Here is a 16580-nt window from a genome sequence, read left to right as displayed (position 1 = left end):
GTATCCTTACCTTCGTGATCGATCTGTCCGCGGCCGCTCGACCGGTGACCGCGGCGCATCTGCTTCACCGCCGCCGGAGAGCCGGGCGGCGCGCGACCGGACTGACCCTCGCCGCGCTCGTCATCCTGGTCGGGCTCGTTGTCGCGAGCCTCGCGGTTGGGTCGCGCGCTCTTGCCCCGACGGACGTGATGTCGGCGCTGTTCTCGGGTCGGCGGGATGCCGTCGGCGTCATCGTCTTCGACCTCCGCATCCCCCGCACGCTCACCGCGCTCCTCGCCGGATCCTGCTTGGGGGTTGCGGGAGTGCTGATGCAGGCCGTCACCCGCAACCCCCTCGCCGACCCCGGTCTGCTGGGCGTCAATGCCGGGGCGGCGGTCGGCGTCGTCGTCGCCATCGCGTTCTTCGGCGTAGGCACCGCCGCCGGATACGTCTGGTTCGCTTTCGCGGGAGCTGCGGGAGCGGCTCTCCTGGTGAACGCCGCCGCACGGCCGGGGCGGCGCGGCGACACGGTCGGCCTCGTTCTGGCGGGGGTGGCGCTGAGCGCGTGCCTCGGCGCGGTGGTCCGCATCATCACGATCGCCGACGACGACACGTTCGAGTCGTTTCGTTTCTGGGCGGTCGGGTCCTTCGAGCGACGCGACCCCGACGTCGCCGCCCAGCTGCTGCCGTTCGCGATCGCGGGGGTCGTCCTGGCCGCGGCGGTCGCCCGCGGGCTCGATCAGCTGCAGCTCGGCGACGACCTGTCGCGTTCGCTCGGGGTGTCTCCCGTGCTCGTCGTGGTCGTGGCCGGTACGGCCATCACCCTCCTCTGCGCCGCAGCGACGTCGGCCGCGGGTCCCCTAGCGTTCATCGGACTTCTCGTCGCCCACATCGTCCGCGGTGTCGTCGGCCGCGGTGTGCGCACCTCGCTCCCCCTGGCCGCGTCGGCCGGCGCCGCGCTCACCCTCGCCAGCGACGTGATCGGTCGGGTCATCGCTCTTCCGGGCGAGGTCGAGGCGGGTATCGTCGCCGCGTTCGTCGGTGCTCCCCTGTTGCTGTGGCTCGTCGTACGGAAGTCGTCATGAGGCGCACTGCCGTCGTGTCGCGACACCGTCGGTACGCCATCGTCACGGCGGCGACCGTCGTCGCGGCGGTGCTCGCCGCCATCGTCGGCGTGACGACCGGATCGTTCCAGGCGTCACTCGGCGACGTCGCATCGGCTCTCACCGGGAGTGCCGACGGCCGCACGAACGTGGTGGTGATGGGGCTGCGGGTCCCGCGGGTCGTCGCGGCCCTGTCGATCGGCGCGGCCCTGGGGGTGGCCGGCGCAGTCTTCCAGACGCTCGCCCGCAACCCGCTCGCGAGCCCCGACATCGTGGGCTTCACCGCCGGATCCGCCACCGGCGCCCTGGTCGGTCTCATCGTCATCGCCCCCACCGCTTCCCCCGCTGCCGGCGCGTGGATGGGCGGGCTGCTGACGGTCGTGGTGGTCATGCTCCTGGCGCGCAGCGTCGGCGTCTCGCGAGAAAGGACGATCCTCGCGGGTATCGCGCTCTCGACGCTGCTCGGGGCGGTCAACGACTACCTCCTCACCCGAGCGCCCGTCGAGATCGCGCGCAACGCCGACCAGTGGTTGCACGGGAGCCTCGCCGCCACCTCCCTGGATGACGTCGCCCTTCTGCTCGGCGCCCTCGGCATCCTGAGCCTGGTGCTCACCCTCGTGCACCGCGACTTCCGCGCGCTGGAGCTCGGCGACGACACGGCGCGCTCCCTGGGCGTGCGGACCGGCCGCGTGCGCCTGCTCCTGGTCGTGGTGGCGGCACTGCTGACGGGAACGGCCACCGCGGTCTCCGGTCCGATCGGCTTCATCGCTCTGGCGGCGCCGCAACTCGCCCGCCGCACGCTCGGCACCAGCGGCATCCCCCTGTTCGGTTCGGCGCTGACCGGTGCGGCGATTCTCGTTATCGCCGACGTCGTCGCCCAACGCGCACTCGCGCCCCTGCAGATCCCGGTGGGTCTGCTCACCGGCGTCGTGGGGGGCGCCTACCTCTTCTGGATCGTCGCACGCACCCGTCGATGAGCACGAAGCCGCGGCCGCTCCCGGTAGGCTGGGTGCATCAGGGCCTGTAGCTCAGTTGGCAGAGCATCGGACTTTTAATCCGCGGGTCGAGGGTTCGAGCCCCTCCGGGCCCACCAAGCTACCGAGCTTCAACACGAAATAACCCCTTTACCGGGGTTATTTTTGTGTCGCGCGCGTCCAGTCGCCCGTCCGCTCGCTTCGATGCGAAACCACTATTGACCTCTGTTTCGATTATTTCGAGGGGCATACAGGGGGGTGCCATCGGTACGCTTACAAGGAGACTTACTACCCCTGTTGCGATGTACCGGTGGTGTTGTGGCTTCTACTACAGACAGTGTCTGATGTGCCTGTCATAATCACACTTAGTTATGTTGCCCAGTCATCACACAACCCCTGACCTAGCGGTGGGAGATGCCGCGCTTCCTCGTGGCGCTTGTAGGCCGTTGCTGCATCAGGGCCAGTCTGACACCATGGCTCGGAGTATTCCATGACGCATCGCCCTCCTCACCTTGCGTCACAGCAGCAGATCGAGTCGTGGGCCGAGACTTATAACACTCGCTCCCAGCTGCCTAATGTAGTGAGGCGACTAGTCAGATCAAGCGTCCCAAACGTTCAAGAGCTGATTATGCCCGGCGACGAGCATGTGGACTTTTCGGGATACGACGGCATTGTCACTTCGCCGGTACAAAGTCCCTTCGTCCCACTAGGGCGTAGTGTGTGGGAATTTGGCACTAGCGATCAGCCTCAGGACAAAGCGAACAAAGACTACAACAAGCGCACTCTTGACCCCTTGGGGGTTGAAAAGCTAGACACAACCTTTGTGTTCGTCACTCCACGACGGTGGGCGGGTGCTTCCAAATGGGCGCAAACGAAAGCAGCGCATGGCGAATGGAAGAGCGTCATTGCTCTATCGTCGTATGACTTGTACGCGGCGTTTGAGAACTCTCCCCGAGACCACATTTGGTTCTCGGAATTGCTGAATATTCCAGCAAGCGGCGTGAGCACACTGACCGCTTGGTGGGATCGATATACAACCGGCTCGAACGGCCTGATCACTCCTGAACTTTTGATCACCGGTCGTTCGAATGTCTGTGCGGATTTGCTTCGCGAGTTTCTCGATACCGACAGCGCCCATATATGGATCAACGCGCCGACGAGCGACGATGTTATCGCATTTGTCGCGGCCGTTATCATGACCAGCGAACCTGACATTCGGGAGCAACTGCTCGATCGGGCCCTTGTGGTTTTTGATCCAGGGGCACTTGCTTACCTCGATAGCATAGAAGGCCTGCTCATACTTGTGCCTTTCGACGAATCACTTATGCGTCAAGCGGACCTGGTCACAGGCCACCATGTCGTGTTGCACACCACTGGCGCCGTCGAGATGGCGATACCCTTGCCTCCCATTCCGATAGGGAATGCTGGCGAGATACTGAAGGCAGCCGGCGTCGATCAGGAACGGGTAACAAAACTATCGCGAGCCCTAAATAAAAGTCTGCCCCTCTTCAAACAACATGTCGCCGGTACGTCCAATTTCGGACTCGCCCTAAGTGCACCTCTCACGGGTGCAACGCAAGTGGCTCGCCGCGCGTGGCTTATGGGGGCTTGGAACTTTGCACAAAAGGGCGATACCTCCGTCTTCACGACGTTCACCGGGCAGACTCCGGAATCCGCGCAGGAATCTTTGAACAAACTGTCGAGCGGACCGGCTCCTGTGCTGACCCATGTAGGGGAAGCATGGAAAGTGTTCGACTCAAAAGCAAGCTTTCTAAACTACAGCCCTGCTATATCGGCTGAAGACCTCAAGGAGATGGAGGGCATTGTTCAAGAGGTACTGGGTGCGGTCGACCCGAGCCTCGAATTGCCCCGCGACCAGAGATGGCGAGCCAATATCGACGGTAAGGTTAAAGCTCACTCTACCGACCTCCGAAGAGGCGTGTCCCAAACCCTGGCCCTCTTTGGCTCTGACGGCGACAACCAAACCCTTGTCGGAGGCGCATCCGTACATGGATGGGCAGAGCTGACCGTCCGAGCCCTGCTTCAGCGAGCGAACGAAGACGAGACCGGCAAACTGTGGGAGTCGCTATTTGATGTGCTCTCCCTCCTCGCCGAGGCGGCACCCGACCAGTTCCTCGACGAACTCGAGGCGGCCATCAATACGGGTGGAGTGCTCGAAGGTCGGATCTTCGAAGACTCTGATGATTTCATGTCACCGTCGAGCCCACATGTGTACCTACTGTGGTCTCTCGAGACGCTCGCATGGTCTCCTGACTATTTTGGCCGCGCTGTGACATTACTCGTTCAGCTAGCCAAAACGGATCCTGGCGGCAAGCTCTCAAATCGGCCGATTGGCGCCCTCACAAACATCTTTTTGCCATGGCACCCACAAACCGGCGCTTCCCTTGCTTCGCGCAACAAGGTGCTCTCGAAGATTTGTGCCCAGGATCCTGATACGGCGTGGCCCCTGCTTCAGGCGCTCCTACCGGAACCCCATGCGTCGTCAATGGAAGGCAGCGGTCCCGAGTTCAGGTCCTGGAAACGAGACGTGAACGACCACCCTGTGACGATGGCAAGCTACTTCGAGGCCGTCCAACACATCCTCGACCTGAGCGTCGAACTGGCTGCCGCCGACTATTCCCGGCTACCGGATCTCGTCGACAAGCTGGACGACTTGCCTCCCCAGCTACGCGCGCAAGTGCTTGTTCTGCTCGAGGATGCTTCGGCCGCTATCATGGAATCTTCATTACGCGATTCAATTTGGTCCAGAATTAGTTCGATGGTCCGTCGACATCGACAGTACCCTGATGCTGACTGGTCACTCGACGAAGAACAGCTAGTCGATTTCGACATTCTCGCTCTCAAATTCGAACCCGAAGACGCAATCGAACGGTCAGCTTGGCTGTTCGAGCACACTCCGGATATCGGAGGCGGCATCGATCTGCGCGACGACTATGAGAGATACGATGAAGAGGTTCGTAGGCGTCAAGTTCAAGCAGCCGAAAGCGTCTATATCCAGTCCGGAATCGACGGTATAGTTCAACTCTCAAAAGTTGTCGTAACACCTTGGAGTGTCGGTGTTGCTGCTGCAAAATCTCCAATTATCGAACTGGACATCAACGGTGTTGCCGCTCTGGTTGTCGATGAAAACGACGGCGTCCGTGAATTCGCTTGGGCCTTCATCAGCAAGAAACTGGGGACGAGGAACGACGATCTGATAGCTCTATCCGAACAGCACGGTGACAACCCGCTTATTCGCGCTCGATTGCTCCGAATGATGGATGATCTCCCCATGGCTTGGGACGTAGCTCGTTTGGCCGGCGAGGAAGTGGATCACCTGTACTGGTCCGAGTTCGAAACCATGGGACGCGGGGCATTCGCCCTCGTGAACGAAACTGCTGAACACCTGCGCCGAAATGGACGACACGCGAAAGCTTTGGACTTGATGGCGATTTATTCACATCGATCCGATCAAGACCTTGACTCACATCTTATCGTCCGCCTGCTCAATGAGCTGATTGACTCAAAGGACGATCCTGAGCGAAGACTGCTATCTCAGTATGACCTTGCCGCTCTCTTAGAGTACGTCCGAAAGGCCGGCCAGATAGACACTGAAGCACTAGGGCTTTTGGAATGGCGCCTGCTTCCGGCGCTTGGTCGCTCCTCCGACATTGCTGCACTTCAGGCGCTTCTTGCGTCGTCTCCCGCCTTCTTTGTGCAGATTGTCAGTTACCTATACAGACGCAAGGACTCGAACGAGTCAGACGAGAAACACCCATCTCACGTCGTTCAGAACGCCTGGGACTTGCTCCACCGATGGAGTGTTATACCAGGTTCAAATGTGAATAGTGAGGAAGTCGATGAGCAGCTTCTAAGGCAATGGGTTGAGGAAACGAGAACGCTGCTAGCCGATGCGGGTCGCCTGGAAGTCGGTGAAGCTCACATTGGTCAGGTTTTCGCTCTTTCCAAATCAGATGGAGATTTGTGGCCGACCTTGGCAGTTCGGAATTTTCTGGAAGATAGTAGCTCCAAGGTTATCGACAGGAACTTCCCCATTGGTGTTACGAACCTGCGGGGGGTTGTAACGCGAAGCATAGGTGAGGGTGGCGATCAGGAGCGTGCTCTGGTCCGAAAGTACGAGGACTACGCTTCTCTGGCCAATGACGAGTGGCCGAAGACTGCCCGGCTCCTCCGTAAAATCGCGGACCACTATAAACGAGAAGCGCTACGCAACGACGAGACCGCACGGCGCGAGCAAGAGGGCTTTGATAGGTAGATCCTCGTTAGGTTACCAACACCGACACATATGCCACGCCTTACTCGCACCACTTATCTGCTCAACCGAAATGTTCTCACTGATCATTGGCGACGCAGTGAGCGTGGCTGGACAAAGCTGACCTTCGAAGACCAATGCACACTGCACGAGTACTACAAACCCAGCACGGACCTCACCGACGAGCAAGCGATCACGTATCGACAGGCGGTCACGGCGAAGTGGTCAAACCTCCCCCACCGTGCCGGCAAGGCTTACGCCGAATTCACAAAGGTCATTGCTCGGCTCGAAGCAGCACCACCGCCAGCGAACAGGACTCCCGGCAGGAGGCGCACGAACAAGTCATACGTCATCCGCACCGAAGCAATTGTTAGATCGGACGTCGACTTCGACAAGCTAGCCCGTGTCCTGCTCGCTATCGCGCGAGACAAAGCCGAGAAGAAGAAGGTCGCCTAGTCAGTCACCGCGCTCCCCCGCGCGGCCGCATCTGAACACCAGCCTCCATCAAGCACGACCTCGCCTGCGCATAGCTGACGCCGGCCGATGCCGCGATAACTGCGATCGCCTCACCGTGCTCGTACCGCGAGACCATCTGTTGGACCTGCTCGCTTGTGACCGCTGGCTTCTTTGGGCCACGTGGCCGGATCGGTTCACCCATCGATACGAGCAGCCGCTGCACCTTGTTGGCGCTGAACCCGTACTGCTCCCCGATCGCAGCCAAGGACTCCCCTGCCCGGTACATCGCGACCAGGGAGCCACGGACCTTTGCTGGTACTTCGTTCGGATCTACCCGGCTCAGCTTCAAACGAGCAACCAACATGTCGAGCGTCGTGCGGTGCACCCCAAGCTGACGCGCTAGATCCGCGACCAGCTCTCCCCGCTTGTAGCCTTCAACGAACGCCACCTTCTCTGCGTCGGTAAGTCGTCGAGCTCGGCGGGGTACAGGGCGCCTGGCCACTGCCACCCGGCTTGGCTTCAGATTCGCCAGCTGGAGGAGCTTCGCCACCCCTGTCGAATTATTCGAGTACCTCTCAACAAGCCCCACCAAACTACCGAACATGAACACAAATAACCCCCTTACCGGGGTTATTTTTACGTTTCAAGCGTCCAGTCGCCCGTCCGGTCGCTTAGACGTGAAGTTACAGCTGACCTCTGTTTTGATTTTTCGAGTGAGCCACGACGAGTGTCGTCGGGACGTCCGATCAACGTCGTTTGACCCCTGTTCGATGTACCGACGGTGTTGTTTGACTGTCAACACAAGTGATGCGTCCGGCCGTTAGCGGCGCTTCATGTTCGCCTTCAGACCTGTTCCCGTCGAGACAATCGTGTTTACGGTACCGAGTTGCTGGAGGCGCTCGAGCAGCTCCCGCACTTCGGGAGTGTCGGCAAACCTTGGGTGGCGACCGTTCGCTTCCAACAGCAACGGATAGTCGCCGCCAAGAGCCGTCAGGACGGGACGGAGGTGTGTCAGTGTGACCCCCTCGGTGAAACGCTGCAACAGACGCAGTACAACCGATGATCCGACGTGTTGATTCGCCGCGAGCTTAACCGCGCCCCACTCGACGAGAATGGCGTTGTCGAGGGCGTAGGTGGCCATACGAAGAACGACGTCACGACCGCCACCCTCTGCGAACTCTTCAAACCGTCGGACGACGGTAATCTTCAGCGCGTCGTCGATCCGCGTGCTGTCAAGGAACCTGATGACCATATTCGAAGGGAGGATCGCCGGCGAAACAAATTCTGCAATTGCACCAGATACGCGGATTGCGTACTCAAGTCCGACCCAGTCACCCTGTTGAAGGAGGGCGAAACTGTCTTCGTCATCCGCAATGACGCTCCGCTCTATGAGACGGCCAATCCATTCGCCGGCCTCCACAGGAACTACGTCGGGCGAAATCTGTTCTGCGAGGTCCAGGCTCCTGAGAAGATTTGTCCGAAGCTCCGGAGAAGACATCACAGCGGCGCTGGAGAGAATCTGCTGGGCCATGTCTCGTTTGGCCTCGTCCCCCGTGCCGTCCGGCACCTCAATCGCACCGTCCGCCAGTACGACGGCGACGTTCGCGTCGAGTCCATATTGCGCGATGTAGGCGGTGACGTCGGTGAACCTCGGAGCGAAACGCTTGTTCGCCGCAAGCGCCGGCCAAGTGGCGTTGTCTGCATCCTCAAGGTTTTCAACCACGTACGACGAGGGCGAGCGCCCCACGATTTGGTCAACCAAACCCTCGTCGGCTTCGGCAACGCTTTCGACGATCTGGATCAGCGCGTCCGGGTCAGAGATGGTGCGTTCGTCATCCTCCAGCACTGCGAGATAGCCGCCGAGGTCGGAGAGGACTCGGTTGAAGACATGGTCGGAAGATTGCTGCAATGCGTCAAGTGCTAGCTCCGTTGAAGGAGCGATGGCCGTTAGCAGGTTGTCGCGAGTGACATCGAACCTCTCGACGGTGATGATGGCTGTACGGACGGCGTCACTCAGAATGGCCAGCTTCGGCATCGAAAGCTCCGCGGCGTCAATGAGGGCGGCAACTTCGCTCGCCTTGGCGGCGTGTTGCGGATCGGTGAAGGTCGACAGCGCTTCGTGGTGGCCAACCAGATAACTGCCAACGCCTTCAGTTACGACGTACTCGACGTCTTCCGACAGCGCGCTCAGCGCAGCATCAACTGCCTGCAGTCGTCGCTCGTCTTCGACTTCCGCCTCATCTATTAGGTACGCCAGCACTTGCGGCCACGATGCCGCGAGGGTCCGAAGGAACCGGGTAAGGTCGCGCTCGCTCGCAAGGTACGCCTGCAGGAACTGCTTCTCGTCGTCGCCGAGTTTCTGTAGGTTCCCCAAGACCACTTTGGCAAGTTCCTGGTTGTCTTCGAGAAGACAATCAAGGAAGTCCAGGTTGTATGCAGACTTCTCGCGTAGAGACAAGCGTGGCCGTTCGCGCAGCACGGCCTTGACCTCATCGGACGTGAGGGGCGCATAGATGTCCATGGTGCCGGTGTCCACGTTTTTCAGGATGAAGTTCATCGCGTTTGCGCTGACCCGCTCGCCGACGAACGTTGAGGTGTATAGAGTGAAATAGCGGTCTATATATCCTTGCTCGACCAGCGCAATTGCTAACGGTGAGCCAAGCAGCTGTTCAGCGCGTGACCGCAGGGATGCGCCGTCTGGCCGATTCAGCACCATATCGGAGCGATCCATTAGATCGCTCATGTCTGCACGCCGAAGAAACTGGATATCAGCTCTAGCCGCCTCTAATCTTCTTGTAGCATCTGTCTCGGCAATTGAACGCCATTTTGCGGGGTCGACTGGTTCACCGATCGCAACCTCAACCTCCTCTGGCAAAATTTCGACGACCTCGTTGTACCCCCTTCGCTCCCTGTAGGTCAGTGTCAAGCTCCTCGGAGCGGCGGCGTATTCTGACCAGAATTTGCTTCCACGGAGCGCGTCGGAGTTGAGGGCTTCCTGCCCAAGCTGCAGGGCTACGCGACGACCCTGAAAGTGTCCGAGCATTCGATTTATGTAATTATCAAGCGCCTCTCCCATTCGAGTACTCGTAGATTTCATAGCCGAACCCGCTCGTTGTAGAGTGCGAACGTTCTGAATCTCTCGATTGAGTCGGGCGGTCTGCTGGGTGACGATCGCTCGACCGTCGCGATACAAGGAGTCGAGGGCACTCTTGCCAAGCTTGATCTGCTCAAAATCGGAAAGGTGGGTGCTCTTATATAGCACCATTGCAAAAAGCGCATCATCCGTGAGACTGAGAGCAGACCCCTTGATGACATGCTCACGAAAGATGACGAACTCGTTGCGAATATTTTTGATGAGTCGCATGTCGGGAACGTGCTGCGCTACGAGGTCGATCAGGTCCTCGGATACGCTGTGCTCCAACACGCTCGCGAGCTCGCTTGCCATCAGTTCGCGTGCGCTCTGGTGAGTCACGAACGGCACGACGGGTATTACGAGGTCAAAGAATTTCGTACGGTTCGCCCTAGCGACCTCGAGCATCGCCGCATCGCCATTTGGTCCCACAGGAGCATCAGGCCCGGCGGCGGCTTCCCGTGCTGCCCGCGTGCCGAGTTCCTCGAAGATGCTGTCTTTGATCGCATAGAGGAATCGGATGACGCGGCCGTCAAGCTGCTTCGCCCCGTTCAGAATGGTGTTCAGCTCGCGCAGCGTTTCAAAAATGTGCGCGTCTTCGAAACGGTCAATGTCCTCGAAGATGACAATGTCAGCGTTCACTACTTCGAAGAAATAGACGATCTCGTCTAGGTACTCGTCAAAATATGTGTCGGAAGCCGCCGACAGCTTGATCGTCGCCGCGCCAGTTGACACGCTGTCGATCCTAATTTTGTTGTGGGTCACGAAGCGCACGCCATAGACAAAGAGCGCTGCAATCACGACAAGCCCCGCGTTCGAAGCTATAGCCCAATCAATCGGGACGGTGAGAAGACTTGCCAACTGGGCGGTCCAGCCAAGGAGGAAGAAGGCGAGGGCTATGGGAACGCCTGCCGCGAGGGCGAACAGCGTCTCGCGCTTCGGACGGAAGGCCGACGTGCGGCGGTAGCGCGATCCTGGCATCCTCTCAGGCATCTGCGTGTAGAGCAGCTGTTTGACGATTTCCTTCTGAATCTGATTCGTTGTTGTCTCGCGGAGCGGGTTTGCCGCTTGGGTCGCATCACCGCCAGGAAACTCGGGCACGCTCGGTTTGGCGGGAGACTCGGAACCGAAGCCGAGCGTCGATAGCGAAACCTGGATGACTTTGAGATCCCGGTCGGTGGCGACCTGACGAAGAATACTGCTCTTGCCGACACCGTAACTTCCCGTCAGCGCAATATTGCGCACGGTGTCGTCACCGGTCCACGCCAAAGCTCTTTTAATAGCGCGAAAATACACCGCGTGTTTTTCGGGCTGATATTTGGGAGTCAACGGATGGAGGACAGTCGCCTCGTCTTGTTCTGAGGGCTGGTTCGGCTCCACGTGTGCAGTTCTCCGTAGGTTAGATGCTAATAATTGACGCTCATTATGAGTTTAGGATGCCGGGTCGTCAAGCGTATACACAATGGAAGGCGCTGATTGAGACCGTCAGTTCATCCGCAAGAGCTCTCACGGGCCGCTATGTCTGACGCATTCATCCCCTGCTGCCCCACCTCACACTACCGAAGCTCATGCTTGACCTCATCTCCAACCAGGCGCATAGTCACCCATACATATGCCCCGCCTCGCGAACACCACCTACCTGAACAATCGAAGCTCCCTCGGTAAGTATTGGCGTCGCAAAGAGCGCGGCTGGTCCAAACTCAGCTTCGAAGACCAGTGCGCGCTGCATGAGTACTACGAACCCAGCATGGACCTCACCGATGATCAGGCCATCGCGTATCGCGAGGCGGTCACAGCGAAGTGGCCGAGCCTCCCGCAGCGTGCAGGCAAGGCGTACGTCGAGTTCACTAAGGTCATCGTGCAGCTGGAAGCCTCGCCGCCACCTCGACCGATGACACCGTTGAAACGAAAGCACTCACGGACGCCCTACGTCATACGCACCGAAGCACTCGTACGGTCGGACATCGACTTCGACAAGCTCTCACGCGTCCTGCTCGCAGTTGCTCGCGATCAAGCGGACAAGAAGAACGCCGCCTAGTTCGCTCACTTCGCTCCCCCGCGCGGCCGCATCTTCACGCCGGCGTCGATCAGACACCCTCGCGCCTGGGCATAGCTCACCCTTGCTGCCTCGGCTATTGCTGCGATCGTCTCACCCCGCTCGTACTGCGCGACCATCTCTTTCACTTGCGCGCCTGTCACAACAGGCTTCGCTGGGCCCCGCGAACGGATCGGCTCGCCCGTCGCAACCAAGAGGCGCTGCACCTTGTTCGCGCTGAAGCCGAACCGCTCCCCAATCGCCGCCAGAGACTGACCGGCACGATAGCTGTCGACCACCGAAGATCGGACGGCCACCGGAACCTCGTTCGGATCGGTGCGACTCAAGCGCAGACGAGTAATGAGCGTGTCGAGCGTCGTACGGTGCACGCCAAACCGCTGGGCGGAGACTGCGATCTGCTCGCCTTGCTCGTACACCTCAACGAACGCTGCCTTCTCCGCGTCCGTCAGCCGCCTAGCTCGCCGCGGAAGTCGCCGCCTCGAGGCCGGACTACGCCGTCTGGGTTGAAGAGTGGCCAGTTGGCGGAACTTCCCCACCCCGGTTGAATTATTCGAGTACCTCTGAACAAGCCCCACCACTTCCCCCACTCGAACACGAGTTCTCGGGATCGGCGCGAGACCAGCCGCTACGCAGCTAGAGACAGAAGCCACGCGTAGAGGCCCATCGAGGCCCCGTAGACGGCGATCAGGATGCCGAAACCCAGAGCCTGCGCGCGCCAGCCCGGCTTCGGCTTCAGCCACCACGCGAACATCTTGAACACGCGCGGCATCACGAACCACCCGAGCAGCTGGGTGCTGACGAAGTTGCCGACGAACAGCGACAGCCAGAACGGGATGGCGTGCGGACCGTCGAACAACGGCGTGCTGACGAAGTAGCCCCACCCGAACACGATCGGATACAGCGCCGCCAGCACGAGCAGGTTGTTCTTCATCACCGATTCGCGAGCGGTCTCACCCGCCGGCGTCCAGAAGTCGAAGCCGAAGCTCGACGCGGCGACCGACAGGTCGGCGTTGAACCGCTCCCCCTCCTCGAGGAGACGCTTGCGCTCCGGCGAGTCGATCCAGGTCGCGAGGTTCTCCGCCGTGTCGAACGTGAGGATGACGACCCACGCGTCTTGCACACCGGGAACGGGACGCTGGATCCGGTGGCCCCGGAAGCCGCGGAATTGCGCCTCGACGTCGGAGATGCGCTTCTGCCACGCCAGGTAGTCCGCCTCGAGAGCCGGGGGAACCGTGGACGAGATGAGCACCGAGACGTCATCGCCGGATGACGGGTTCTCACGGAACAGCGTCACCTCTTCGTCGATGACCTCGACGTCGGAGATCTGCTCGTAGAGTTCCCGCCGGGCGGAGCTGTCGAGCCACGCTCGTGCGGCAGCGGCGTCGGTGAAGCGCTGGACGAGTGTCCAGTCGTCCCTCGACTCGCTCGGGGAGATGACGGTGCTGCCGAGATACCCCGGCGTACCGGTGAGGGCTCGGCCCGATCGCTCCAGCCACCCCTCGAACGCCTCGACGTCGCGGGCGGCGACCTTTCGGTGGGTGACGAGGGTGACCGCCGTGTCGTCGGCGCCCGACACCTCCCCCGACGTGGGCCGTTCGTCCGCGACGGCGAGGCGTTGCACCGTCAGCCCTTCTTATAGAGACGTACGCCGGACACCCAGGTCTCGTCGACGTTGCGGTCGTCGCCGACCATCATCACCGCGAACAGCGCGTGCGCGGCCTCCGCCATCGTGGTCGGCCCCGCTTCGTCGAAGAAGAGGGACTGGTGCCACGGCATCGCCGAAGGACCCGCGTTCCAGTCGAGTGCCACGAAGTCCGCGGACTTCCCGACCTCGAAGTTTCCGACCTGGTCGTCGATGTACAGGCCCTCCGCGCCACCTAGGGTGACCGACCAGAACGCCCGGTAGGGCGAGAGCTTGCTGCGCTCGGACGCGGCGAGGTCTTGCGTGACGCGGTTGGTCGTGCCGTCGAGCAGGGTGTTGCCCAGCATCCCGACCTTGTAGGCCTCGTCGAGGACGTGGATCATGCTGAACCGGTTGCCGCCGCCCATATCGGTACCGAACGACATCTTGACGCGCCGGTCGGGGTCGGTCGCCTTCCCCAGCCGGAAGATCCCGCTGCCCAGGAAGAGGTTCGAGCACGGGCAGAACACCACCGCGCCGCCGCTGTCGGAAAGGCGTCCGAATTCATTGTCGGAAAGCCAGACCGCGTGTCCGCCGGAGAATTTCGGGCCGACGAGATCATATTTCTCGTACACGCCGAGATAGTCCGTGCAGTCCGGGTGCGCCAGGAGGAGGTTGGAGATCTCCAACGGATTCTCCGAGATGTGCGTGTTCACCCAGAGATCGGGATGCTCCTGCTTCAGCCGTTGGCAGGCCTTCAGCAGCTCTTTGCTTGCACCGAGGGCGAATCGCGGGGTGATCGCATAACGGCTGCGACCCACGCCGTGATATTTCGCGATCATCGCCTTGCTGTCGTCATAGAACTGTTCGGGCGTGCTCGTCGAGCCTTCCGGCGCGAACTGATCGATGCCGGTCACCCCGCTGATCACCAGCATGTCGCGCCGCGCGGCGGCCTCGAAGAACTCCTCGACGGCAACGGTGGAGGTCGTCGTGAACGCTTGCACGGTCGTGGTTCCGCCAGCGAGCATGTTCTCGAGGAACCGCTCCGACCCGGCGCGCGCGTATTCACGGTCGCTGTAGCGGGCCTCCTCGGGGAACACGGTGTCGATGAGCCACGGCAGGAGCTGCTGCCCGAAAGCACCCAGGGCCCGCGTCTGCGGAACGTGCACGTGGCCGTCGATGAAGCCGGGAGTGATGATGCGCCCGCGGATCTCCGTGATGTCGAGGTCGGGATGCAGGGGGGACACTTCGTCGAACGGGCCGAATGCGACGATCAGACCGTCCTCGATCACGAGGAGACCATCACGGAGGAATCGAGCCGATTCCTCTTCTCTGCCGACGTGCTTCCACGGGTCGTCGACGAAATCGAAAAACGTGCCGCGAATTCCAGAGGTGACGATGATGGCGCCTTTCACAGAGGGCTAATGAATGTCCGTGCCGGATGCGCCATGACGTTCGGCAGGCCAATCGGGCACCTAGCGTCATAGTGGCATAAAACCGTTCACGCCCGGGAAGAAATTCGTGCGAACAATGCGCGACGGGTCGCGCCGATGATGCCGGCCGCGGCGCGACCTCAACGGACGACGACCGCCGTCGGCGCCGACGTGCGCTGCGCCGACGTGAAGCCGGTCTTGCTCCCCGGTGACGGAGTGCCTCGTGGTCACCGGGACCGCCGCCGGGCTGCAGGTAGGCCTGCGGCGCCGGATCGGAGAGGACTCCTCGAATACGGGTCACTCGGGCGGCGGTGCGAGGATGTGGGCATGGCATTCGGGATGGCCCGGAACGTGCTGCGCCCCGCGGACTCCGCACGCGCGGATCGCGTGACGTACGTCGAGCTGTTCTTCGACCTGGTCTTCGTCCTCGCGTTGACTCAGCTGTCCGCCTACCTCTTCGAGAATCAGACGCTGCTGGGGGCCTTGGAGGGCGCCGTCATGGTGTGCGCCCTGTGGTGGGCATGGGTGTCGACCACCTGGGTGACGAATTGGCTCGACCCCATGAAGCTGCCCGTCCGCGGGGCCGTGATCGTGCTGGCCTTCGTCGCCCTCGTGGTGAGCGTCTCGATCGCCGAGGCCTTCGGCGACCGCGCGTGGGCATTCGCAATCGCTTACGTCATCCTCCAGGTGGGGCGCACAGGGTTCATCGTCTGGGCGACGATCCGCCACGACCGCGCGGTCGCCCGCGACTTCGCTCTCGTGCTCGGCTGGACGGTCGCCAGTAGCGCCCTGTGGATCGTCGGCGCGCTGCTGCCCCTCACCTGGCAGTTGCCGTTCTGGGCCGCGGCACTCGCTGTCGAACTGGCCGGTACGGTTCTGGGGTTTCCTGTCCCGGGCCGAGGCAGAGTGATGCTGCAGTCCTGGGATCTGTCCGGCCCCCACATCGCCGAGCGCACAGCGCTGTTCGTCCTCATCGCCCTGGGCGAGGGGTTGCTCGTCACGGGCTTCGCTTTCGTCGAGAAGGAGTCGTCCACGTCATCGATCGCCTCGATGGTGACGGCGTTCATCGCCGCAGCGGCCACCTGGTGGATCTACTTCGACCACGGCGAGCGCGTCGGCGCCGAAGCCATCGAGGCGTCCGATGAGCCGGGCCGGCTCGCCCGCACCGCCTACACCTGGGTGCATCTTCTGATCATCGCGGGCATCGTGCTGATGAGCGTGGGCGACAAACAGATGCTCACGCTCCCCGACCAGCGCGGTCTCGCGACCACGGTCGTGATCGTGGGCGCGCCCGTGCTCTTCCTCTCCGGCACCGTGGCGTTCCGTCGCGTCCTCGAGGGCCGCTGGTCGCGACCTCAGCTCCTCGGTCTCCTCGCTCTCGCCGTGCTCGCAGGTGTGGCATCCGTCGTCCCGGTCTTCGATGCGCTCAGGCTGTCGATCGTGACCGCGATGCTCCTGGTGGGTGTCGCTGCGGGCGAGACCGTCGAGCGCGTCCGTCGCGGCCGTCGCGCCGGCGGATGACCGGTCACGCTGATGATCGATCTCGACCTGAACG

At 61.4% G+C, this 16580-nt stretch carries 10 protein-coding genes and 1 tRNA gene; 6 read left to right on the top strand and 5 right to left on the bottom strand.

The window, feature by feature from the left end:
* Nucleotides 1–14: 14 nt before the first annotated feature.
* The 4 genes from ASF76_RS09365 (at nt 15) to ASF76_RS17055 (ending at nt 6332) form a co-directional block, all read left to right on the top strand.
* A complete protein-coding gene (locus ASF76_RS09365) occupies nt 15–1064 on the top strand; it encodes a FecCD family ABC transporter permease (protein ID WP_200936104.1) in 1050 nt (349 codons plus the stop codon).
* A complete protein-coding gene (locus ASF76_RS09360; RefSeq protein WP_055956489.1) occupies nt 1061–2059 on the top strand; it encodes a FecCD family ABC transporter permease in 999 nt (332 codons plus the stop codon). The genes ASF76_RS09365 and ASF76_RS09360 overlap by 4 nt, the downstream gene beginning before the upstream one ends.
* A 40-nt stretch (nt 2060–2099) precedes the next feature.
* A tRNA-Lys gene (locus tag ASF76_RS09355) sits at nt 2100–2175 on the top strand.
* A 509-nt stretch (nt 2176–2684) separates the two neighbouring features.
* The gene (locus ASF76_RS17055; protein ID WP_156459206.1) at nt 2685–6332 is read left to right on the top strand and encodes a hypothetical protein; all 3648 of its coding nucleotides are present in this window, start codon (nt 2685–2687) and stop codon (nt 6330–6332) included.
* 457 nt (nt 6333–6789) lie between these two features.
* Here ASF76_RS17055 and ASF76_RS17345 read toward each other — a convergent pair whose 3' ends face one another.
* A complete protein-coding gene (locus ASF76_RS17345) occupies nt 6790–7335 on the bottom strand; it encodes a helix-turn-helix domain-containing protein (RefSeq protein WP_200936103.1) in 546 nt (181 codons plus the stop codon).
* Between the two features lie 270 nt (nt 7336–7605).
* Nucleotides 7606–11295 carry a YobI family P-loop NTPase gene (locus ASF76_RS09345; RefSeq protein WP_156459205.1) on the bottom strand — a complete coding sequence of 1230 codons (3690 nt, stop codon included), beginning with the start codon at nt 11293–11295 and terminating at the stop codon, nt 7606–7608.
* A gap of 232 nt (nt 11296–11527) precedes the next feature.
* Here ASF76_RS09345 and ASF76_RS09340 point away from each other — a divergent pair, with 232 nt between their 5' ends.
* Entirely contained in the window at nt 11528–11953 is a 426-nt protein-coding gene (locus ASF76_RS09340) for a hypothetical protein (RefSeq protein WP_055956480.1), read from the top strand.
* 5 nt (nt 11954–11958) lie between these two features.
* Here ASF76_RS09340 and ASF76_RS09335 read toward each other — a convergent pair whose 3' ends face one another.
* From ASF76_RS09335 to guaD, 3 genes are all read right to left on the bottom strand, one after another.
* On the bottom strand, nt 11959–12387 hold the full coding sequence (locus ASF76_RS09335) for a helix-turn-helix domain-containing protein (protein WP_055956477.1): 429 nt from the start codon (nt 12385–12387) through the stop codon (nt 11959–11961).
* Nucleotides 12388–12596: 209 nt separating this feature from the next.
* Entirely contained in the window at nt 12597–13592 is a 996-nt protein-coding gene (locus ASF76_RS09330; protein WP_055956473.1) for an antibiotic biosynthesis monooxygenase, read from the bottom strand.
* 2 nt (nt 13593–13594) lie between these two features.
* Nucleotides 13595–15007, bottom strand: coding sequence for a guanine deaminase (guaD, locus tag ASF76_RS09325; protein WP_200936102.1), 1413 nt, complete (start codon nt 15005–15007; stop codon nt 13595–13597).
* 345 nt (nt 15008–15352) lie between these two features.
* Here guaD and ASF76_RS09320 point away from each other — a divergent pair, with 345 nt between their 5' ends.
* Complete coding sequence (locus ASF76_RS09320) at nt 15353–16546, top strand: low temperature requirement protein A (protein WP_055956471.1); 1194 nt, start codon at nt 15353–15355, stop codon at nt 16544–16546.
* Nucleotides 16547–16580: the final 34 nt, after the last annotated feature.

This window comes from Microbacterium sp. Leaf151 (assembly GCF_001424225.1).
In the GTDB taxonomy this organism is placed as follows: Bacteria; Actinomycetota; Actinomycetes; order Actinomycetales; family Microbacteriaceae; genus Microbacterium.
This window is presented reverse-complemented; position numbering and strand designations above follow the sequence as displayed.

Coding starts and splice junctions, on each gene's coding strand:
- ASF76_RS09320 (WP_055956471.1), top strand. CDS start 15,353: ATGGCATTCGGGATGGCCCGGAACGTGCTGCGCCCCGCGGACTCCGCA.
- ASF76_RS09360 (WP_055956489.1), top strand. CDS start 1,061: ATGAGGCGCACTGCCGTCGTGTCGCGACACCGTCGGTACGCCATCGTC.
- ASF76_RS09340 (WP_055956480.1), top strand. CDS start 11,528: ATGCCCCGCCTCGCGAACACCACCTACCTGAACAATCGAAGCTCCCTC.
- ASF76_RS17055 (WP_156459206.1), top strand. CDS start 2,685: ATGCCCGGCGACGAGCATGTGGACTTTTCGGGATACGACGGCATTGTC.